The organism is Streptomyces glaucescens, from assembly GCF_002154375.1.
Lineage (GTDB): Bacteria > Actinomycetota > Actinomycetes > Streptomycetales > Streptomycetaceae > Streptomyces > Streptomyces glaucescens.
Genome location: NZ_MUND01000801.1, coordinates 1 through 7,958, shown reverse-complemented (window position 1 = coordinate 7,958; position 7,958 = coordinate 1). Strand labels below are relative to the sequence as shown.

General features: G+C 73.8%; 7 protein-coding genes. 5 read left to right on the top strand and 2 right to left on the bottom strand.

All coding sequences use genetic code 11. The features are described 5' to 3' along the window. Positions 1 to 174 precede the first annotated feature (174 nt). Positions 175 to 951 carry a TrmH family RNA methyltransferase gene (locus CCN42_RS37505; protein ID WP_086741743.1) on the top strand — a complete coding sequence of 259 codons (777 nt, stop codon included), beginning with the start codon at positions 175 to 177 and terminating at the stop codon, positions 949 to 951. 25 nt (positions 952 to 976) lie between these two features. Here CCN42_RS37505 and paaN read toward each other — a convergent pair whose 3' ends face one another. Beyond that, positions 977 to 2,668, bottom strand: a complete 1,692-nt coding sequence (paaN, locus tag CCN42_RS37500; protein WP_086741742.1) for a phenylacetic acid degradation protein PaaN — start codon at positions 2,666 to 2,668, stop codon at positions 977 to 979. A gap of 159 nt (positions 2,669 to 2,827) precedes the next feature. Between paaN and CCN42_RS37495 the strand changes: the two genes are divergently transcribed. Then, positions 2,828 to 4,345, top strand: a complete 1,518-nt coding sequence (locus CCN42_RS37495; RefSeq protein ID WP_086741741.1) for a 3-hydroxyacyl-CoA dehydrogenase — start codon at positions 2,828 to 2,830, stop codon at positions 4,343 to 4,345. Next, entirely contained in the window at positions 4,342 to 4,932 is a 591-nt protein-coding gene (locus CCN42_RS37490; protein ID WP_086741740.1) for a TetR/AcrR family transcriptional regulator, read from the top strand. The genes CCN42_RS37495 and CCN42_RS37490 overlap by 4 nt, the downstream gene beginning before the upstream one ends. A 570-nt stretch (positions 4,933 to 5,502) precedes the next feature. On the opposite strand, the gene CCN42_RS37485 is transcribed toward CCN42_RS37490, so the two are convergent. After that, a complete protein-coding gene (locus tag CCN42_RS37485) occupies positions 5,503 to 6,000 on the bottom strand; it encodes an Lrp/AsnC family transcriptional regulator (RefSeq protein WP_386579194.1) in 498 nt (165 codons plus the stop codon). 191 nt (positions 6,001 to 6,191) lie between these two features. On the opposite strand from CCN42_RS37485, the gene pdhA reads away from it, so the two are divergent. After that, complete coding sequence (gene pdhA, locus CCN42_RS37480) at positions 6,192 to 7,328, top strand: pyruvate dehydrogenase (acetyl-transferring) E1 component subunit alpha (RefSeq protein ID WP_086741738.1); 1,137 nt, start codon at positions 6,192 to 6,194, stop codon at positions 7,326 to 7,328. Continuing rightward, positions 7,325 to 7,958 (top strand): alpha-ketoacid dehydrogenase subunit beta (locus CCN42_RS37475; protein WP_422641250.1); only part of this gene is annotated, 634 nt, incomplete at its 3' end. The genes pdhA and CCN42_RS37475, both read left to right, overlap by 4 nt.

The following is a 7,958-nucleotide window of genomic DNA, read 5'->3' as shown; positions in this document are numbered from 1 at the left end:
TCCCCGGGCAGGCCACCCCGCAGCAGGCCGCCCCCGGCCACACGGGCTCCCCGGCCTCATAGGTGGCACGGCACCAAAGGCGACCGGCGCCAAAGGCGGCACGGCCGTACAGGCGGAAGGCCCCCAAGGGCGGGAGTGGCCGCCACAGGCGGGAGGCCCCGTAGGCTGCACGCCATGAACGACCCCGCGAGCCACGCCGTGGCCGGCGCCGCCGACCCCGTGACCGCCTGGCACCGGCTGGCCGGCACCTGCGTGCTGCTGGACGGCTTCCACGCCCTCAAGCACGCCGTGCGGTTCGGCGCCGAGATCCCGGTGGCGGTCGCCGCCGACCGGCGCGCCGCGCTCGCCCTCGCCGACGAGCTGGCCCCGGACGTCCGTCCGGCGCTGGACGCGCTGCTCACCGAGGTGCCGGAGACGACGTACGCCGCGCTCGTGCCGCGCCCGCATCCCACCGCCGTGGCCGCCCTCGCCGTACGGACGTCCCGCGCGGCGAACCTGGAGCGGCTGGCACGCACGCCGCGCACCACCCCGGTGGTGGTGCTCGACAACCCGCGCAACCTGGGCAACGCGGGCGCCGTGATCCGGCTGGCCGCCGGTTTCGGCGTGACCGGCGTGGTCACCACCGGCACCCTCGACCCCTGGCATCCCACGGTGGTGCGCGGTGGGGCGGGCCTGCACTTCGCGACCGCCGTGGAGCGGCTGGCGGTGGCCGAGCTGCCGCCGGGCCCGGTGTTCGCACTGGACCCGGAGGGCGACGACATCCGGGGCGTGCGGCTGCCGGACGACGCCGTCCTCGCCTTCGGCTCCGAGCGCAGCGGGCTCTCCGCCGAGCTGCGCGCGCGGGCCGACCGCCTGCTGTCCCTGCCGATGCGTCCCCAGGTCTCCAGCTACAACCTCGCGACCAGCGTGGCCATGACGCTGTACCACTGGAGCCTGGGGGACGGCGTCTAGGGAGTGTCGTAGGCGGTGCCTCCCGCTACGCCTCGCGCCGCACCTCGACCACCCGGAACCGGTTGGCGACGAAGGCGCCGTCGGTGAGGGCCGCGTTGGCCGCCGGATTGCCGCCCGAGCCGTGGAAGTCGGAGAAGGCGGCGGTCTGGTTGACGTACACCCCGCCGGTGAGGTTGAGGGAGAGCTGGGCGGCCTCCTCCAGGCAGACCTCCTCGACGGCCCGCTCGACCTCGGCGTCGGTGGTGTACGCGCCGACCGTCATGGCGCCCTTCTCGCGGACCGTGCGCCGCAGCAGCTCCAGCGCGTCGGCGGCGGAGTCGACGGCGACGGCGAAGGAGACCGGGCCGAAGCACTCGCTCATGTAGGCGGCCTCGTCGTCCGGCTTGGCGCCGTCCAGCTTCACGATCACCGGGGTGCGCACCACCGCGTCCGGGAAGTCGGGGTTGGCGACCTCGCGGGAGGCCAGCGCGACCTCGCCGAGGCCCGCGGCGGCTTCCAGGCGGGCCTTGACGTCCGGGTTGACGATGGCGCCCAGCAGGGCGTTCGCGCGGGCGTCGTCGCCGAGCAGTCCCTCCACGGCGCGGGCGAGGTCGGCGACCACCTCGTCGTAGCTCCTGGGTCCCTCGTCGGTGCTGATGCCGTCGCGCGGGATGAGCAGGTTCTGCGGGGTGGTGCACATCTGGCCGCTGTACAGCGAGAGGGAGAACGCCAGGTTGGACAGCATGCCCTTGTAGTCGCCGGTCGACTCGACGAGGACGGTGTTGACGCCGGCCTTCTCGGTGTAGACCTGCGCCTGTCGGGCGTTGGCCTCCAGCCAGTCGCCGAACGTGGTGGAGCCGGTGTAGTCGATGATCCGGATCTCGGGCCGGGTGGCGAGGGTCTTGGCGATGCCCTCGCCGGGCCGCTCGGCGGCCAGCGCGACCAGGTTCGGGTCGAAGCCCGCCTCCGCGAGCACGTCCCGGGCGACCCGCACGGTCAGCGCGAGCGGCAGCACCGCGCGGGGGTGCGGCTTGACGAGGACCGCGTTGCCGGTGGCGAGGGAGGCGAACAGGCCCGGGTAGCCGTTCCAGGTCGGGAAGGTGTTGCAGCCGATGACCAGGCCGATGCCGCGCGGGACGGGCGTGAAGGACTTGGTCATCGCCAGCGGGTCGCGCTTGCCCTGCGGCTTGGTCCACTCCGCGGTGCCGGGGGTGCGGACCTGCTCCGCGTACGCGTACGCCACCGCTTCCAGGCCGCGGTCCTGGGCGTGCGGGCCGCCCGCCTGGAACGCCATCATGAAGGCCTGGCCGGAGGTGTGCATGACCGCGTGCGCGAACTCGTGCGTCCGGTCGCTGATCCGCTTCAGGATCTCCAGGCACACCACCGCGCGCAGCTCCGCGCCCGCGTCCCGCCACGCGCGCTGGCCGGCCTTCATGGCGGGCAGCAGCACGTCGATGTCCGCGTGCGGATACTCCACGCCCAGCTCGATGCCGTACGGCGACACCTCGCCGCCCACCCAGCCGTCGGTGCCGGGCTGGCCGAGGTCCAGGCGGGTGTTCAGCAGGGCGTCGAAGGCGGCATTGCCCGCCGCCGCGTCCAGACCGCCGTGCTCCCCGTAGGCCTTCGGGTGCTCCGGGTGCGGCGACCAGTACGCGCGCGTGCGGATGGCCTCCAGCGCCTGGTCGAGGGTGGGCCGGTGCTGGGCGATCAGCTGGGGCGCGGTGAGTTCGGCGGCCATGCGGGACCAACTCCTCGTCTCAAGAGCTCTTCGTCGGGCTCATGACCTGGGCAAGCCAGGGGCAGGAAGGGGCAGACAGGGTTAGAGTAACCGAACGATCGGTCGGGACAAGGGGGTCCGCCGCATCTGTGGAAAACCCCGTGCGGGAGGATCGCGCTCATGACAGCACTCGACCTCAGCAGCCCCGTGGCCGTCGTCGGCACCGGCACCATGGGTCAGGGCATCGCCCAGGTGGCGCTCGTCGCGGGCCACCCCGTACGGCTCCACGACGCCGTTCCCGGCCGCGCGCGGGAGGCCGCCGCCGCGATCGGCGCCCGCCTCGACCGGCTCGTCGAGAAGGGCCGGATGACCGCCGCCGACCGGGACGCCGCGCGGGCCCGGCTGACGCCCGCCGACGGCATCGCCGACCTCGCCGACTGCGCCCTGGTCGTGGAGGCCGTGCTGGAGCGGCTGGACGTCAAGCAGGACCTGTTCCGCGAGCTGGAGGACATCGTCGCCGACGACTGCCTGCTCGCCACCAACACCTCCTCCCTGTCGGTGACGGCCATCGGCGGCGCCCTGCGCCACCCGGGCCGCTTCGTCGGCCTGCACTTCTTCAACCCGGCGCCGCTGCTGCCGCTCGTCGAGGTCGTCTCCGGGTTCGCCACCGACGTCACCTCGGCCACGCGCGCGTACGAGACGGCCCGCGCCTGGGGCAAGACGCCGGTGGCCTGCGCCGACACCCCCGGTTTCATCGTCAACCGGATCGCGCGGCCGTTCTACGCCGAGGCCTTCGCGGTGTACGAGACGCAGGGCGCCGACCCGGCCACCATCGACGCGGTGCTGCGCGAGTCGGGCGGCTTCAGGATGGGCGCGTTCGAGCTGACCGACCTGATCGGGCAGGACGTCAACGAGTCCGTCACGCACTCGGTGTGGCAGTCCTTCTTCCAGGACGTGCGGTTCACCCCGTCCCTCGCCCAGCGCCGCCTGGTCGAGTCGGGCCGGCTCGGCCGCAAGACCGGGCAGGGCTGGTACGACTACCGCGAGGGTGCCGAGCGCCCCGAGCCGCACACCGCGGAGCCCGCCGAGGCGCCCGCGTACGTCGTCGCCGAGGGGGACCTGGGTCCGGCGGGCGAGCTGCTGGCGATGATCCGCGAGGCGGGCGTCCAGGTCCGGGAGGAGGACGAGGACAACGGCACCCGGCTGGTGCTGCCGAGCGGCGGCCAGCTCGTCCTCGCCGACGGCCAGACCTCGGTGGAGTTCCGCGACGTCGTCTACTTCGACCTCGCGCTCGACTACCGCGGGGCGACCCGGATCGCCCTGTCCGCCTCCCAGGACACCTCCCCGCGGACCCTCGCCGAGGCCACCGGCCTGTTCCAGGCGCTCGGCAAGAAGGTCAGCGTCATCGGTGACGTCCCCGGCATGATCGTGGCCCGCGCGGTGGCCCGGATCATCGACCTGGCGTACGACGCCGTCGCCAAGGGCGTGGCCACCGAGGAGGACATCGACACCGCGATGCGCCTCGGCGTGAACTACCCCCTCGGCCCCTTCGAGTGGAGCCGCCGGCTCGGCCGCGGCTGGGCCTACGCCCTCCTCGACGACCTGCACCTGCGCGATCCCTCCGGCCGCTACGCGCCGTCCCTCGCGCTCTACCGCCACGCGTACGCCACCGACAAGCGGGAGGGCAGCACGTCATGACCACCGCCAAGCGCGACACGTACACCCCGGAGACCCTGCTGTCGGTCGCCGTGCGGGTCTTCAACGAGCGCGGCTACGACGGCACCTCCATGGAGCACCTGTCCAAGGCGGCGGGCATCTCCAAGTCGTCGATCTACCACCATGTCGCGGGCAAGGAGGAGCTGCTGCGGCGGGCGGTCAGCCGGGCGCTGGACGGGCTGTTCGGGATCCTCGACGAGGAGCACGCGCGCGTGGGGCGCGCCGCCGACCGCCTGGAGTACGTGGTGCGGCGCATGGTCGAGGTGCTGATAGCCGAGCTGCCGTACGTGACCCTGCTGCTGCGGGTGCGCGGCAACACCGGCACCGAGCGCTGGGCGCTGGAGCGCCGCCGCGACTTCGACCACCGGGTCGCCGAGCTGCTGCGGGCGGCGGCGGCCGACGGGGACGTACGCGACGACGTGGAGTTCCGGCTGGCGACCCGGCTCGTCTTCGGCATGATCAACTCGATCGTGGAGTGGTACCGGCCGGACGGGCGCGGCATGGGCGAGCGCGAGGTCGGCGACGCGGTGGCCCGGCTGGTCTTCGAGGGGCTGCGCCGCGCGGACTGACGGTGGCGGCGCCTCGAGTGCGCCCGCCGGGGCGGCCCCCATAGCGAGTGCGCGCGCCGGGGCGGCCCCCATAGCGAGTACGCGCGCCGGGGCGGGCTGAGTACCTGTCCCCATGCCGCAGCCGGCCCCCGGTGATGGCATGGGGTGCATGCCCGACACCGTCGTGCCGTCCCCCTCGGCCGCCCACCGGACGTGGTGGCGGGCGCCCCTCGTGGCGTCCGCGCCGGGTCTGCCGCTGATCGTGCTGAACCACTTCTGGTTCACGTCCCAGGGCGGCCCCGGTCCCTTCGGAGGCGTCCTCCACTGGGCGACCGGCCTGCTCGCCCTCGCCTGGGTGCTGCCGCACCGCCGCTCCCTGCGCGGGCTGCGCATCGCGGCGGCCGGGGCCGGGCTCGCGTGCGCGCTCGCGTGCGCGCTGTTCCCCCCGGGGCTTCGCGCTGCTGCTGGGCCTGGCCTGGTCGGTCTCGACCTGACGGCCGCGGGGGACGCCGCACACCCCCGCGGCTCCAGACCCTCCGCGCACCCCTGCGGCCGGACCCCCGCACACCCCCGCGGCTCCGCACCCTCCGCTCACCCCTGCGGCTCCAGGTCCTCCTCCTCGAACACCAGCAGCGTGCGGGTGCTGAGCACCTCGGGGATCGCCTGGAGGCGGGTGAGCACCAGCTCGCGCAGGGCCCGGTTGTCCGGGGTGTGCACCAGCAGCAGGACGTCGAAGTCGCCGCCCACCAGGGCGATGTGCGAGGCGCCGGGCAGCTTCCGCAGCTGCTCGCGGACCGTGCGCCAGGAGTTCTGCACGATTTTGAGGGTGATGTACGCGGACGTGCCGTGCCCGGCGCGTTCGTGGTCGACGCGCGCCCCGAATCCGCGGATCACCCCGTCCTCGACGAGCCGGTTGATGCGCGCGTAGGCGTTGGCGCGCGAGACGTGCACCCGCTCGGCGACCGACCGTATGGAGGCGCGGCCGTCCGCCTGGAGCATCCGCAGGATGTCCTGGTCGATGGCGTCGAGCGGGCGGGGCGGCGGCAGACCGGCGCCGGTGTCGGCCTCGGCCATTTGTTCAGGTGCCATGTCCCCCCGCCTCTCTACCATGGACGTACTGCGTCCATCTCAGGCTGTCCAGAACCGTTTGTCCACAGCCTTGACCCGCCTGTAGCCAAAATGCGCCGTCGACCGAACAATCGGTAGGTGAGGCGCGTCACAGACGCCGCGCCTCTCGCAGCCGCTCCCACGAGGAGCCGCTCCCACGAGGAGGTGCCGTCATGACGGTCATGGAGCAGCGGGGCGCGTACCGGCCCACACCGCCGCCCGCCTGGCAGCCCCGAACCGACCCCGCGCCGCTGCTGCCCGACGCGGAGCCGTACCGCGTCCTCGGCACCGAGACAGCCGCGAAGGCCGACCCCGAGCTGCTGCGCACGCTCTACGCCCAGCTGGTCCGCGGCCGCCGCTACAACGCGCAGGCCACCGCCCTCACCAAGCAGGGCCGGCTCGCCGTCTACCCGTCCAGCACCGGCCAGGAGGCCTGCGAGGTCGCCGCCGCGCTCGCCCTCGAAGAGCGCGACTGGCTCTTCCCCAGCTACCGCGACACCCTCGCCGCCGTCGCCCGCGGCGTGGACCCGGTCGAGGCGCTGACCCTGCTGCGCGGCGACTGGCACACCGGCTACGACCCGTACGAGCACCGCGTGGCCCCCCTGTGCACCCCCCTCGCCACCCAGCTCCCGCACGCCGTCGGCCTCGCCCACGCCGCCCGCCTCAAGGGCGACGACGTGGTCGCGCTCGCCATGGTCGGCGACGGCGGCACCAGCGAGGGCGACTTCCACGAGGCGCTGAACTTCGCCGCCGTCTGGCAGGCCCCGGTCGTCTTCCTGGTCCAGAACAACGGCTTCGCGATCTCCGTGCCGCTCGCCAAGCAGACCGCCGCCCCCACCCTGGCCCACAAGGCCGTCGGGTACGGGGTGCCGGGCCGCCTGGTCGACGGCAACGACGCCGCGGCCGTGCACGAGGTGCTGACCGACGCCGTACGGCAGGCCCGCGCGGGCGGTGGCCCCACGCTCGTGGAGGCCGTCACCTACCGCGTCGACGCCCACACCAACGCCGACGACGCCACCCGCTACCGCACCGACGACGAGGTCGAGGCCTGGCGCGCGCACGACCCGATCCAGCTCCTGGAGCGGGAGCTGACCGGTCGCGGTCTGCTCGACGAGGCCGCGGTCCAGGCCGCGCGGGACGACGCCGAGGCCATGGCCGCCGACCTGCGCGCCCGGATGAACGCGGACGCGGAACTCGACCCCATGGATCTGTTCGCCCACGTCTACGCCGAGCCCACCCCGCAGCTGCGCGAGCAGCAGGCCCAGTTGCGGGCGGAGCTGGCGGCCGGCCAGGAAGGGGCCCACCGATGACCACCGTCGCCGTCAAGCCGGCCACCATGGCGCAGGCCCTCACGCGCGCGTTGCGCGACGCCATGGCCGCCGACCCGGCCGTGCACGTCCTCGGCGAGGACGTCGGCACGCTCGGCGGCGTCTTCCGGGTCACCGACGGACTCGCCAAGGAGTTCGGCGAGGACCGCTGCACCGACACCCCGCTCGCCGAGGCCGGCATCCTCGGCACCGCCGTCGGCATGGCCATGTACGGGCTGCGCCCGGTGGTCGAGATGCAGTTCGACGCCTTCGCCTACCCCGCCTTCGAGCAGCTCCTCTCGCACGTCGCGAAGATGCGCAACCGCACCCGCGGGAAGATGCCCCTCCCGATCACCATCCGCGTGCCCTACGGCGGCGGCATCGGCGGCGTCGAGCACCACAGCGACTCCTCCGAGGCGTACTACATGGCGACTCCGGGGCTCCATGTCGTCACGCCCGCCACCGTCCCCGACGCCTACGGTCTGCTGCGCGCCGCCATCGCCTCCGACGACCCGGTCGTCTTCCTGGAGCCCAAGCGGCTGTACTGGTCGAAGGACTCCTGGAACCCGGAGCAGCCGCAGCACGTTGAACCCATCGGCCGCGCGGTCGTGCGGCGCTCCGGCCGGAGCGCCA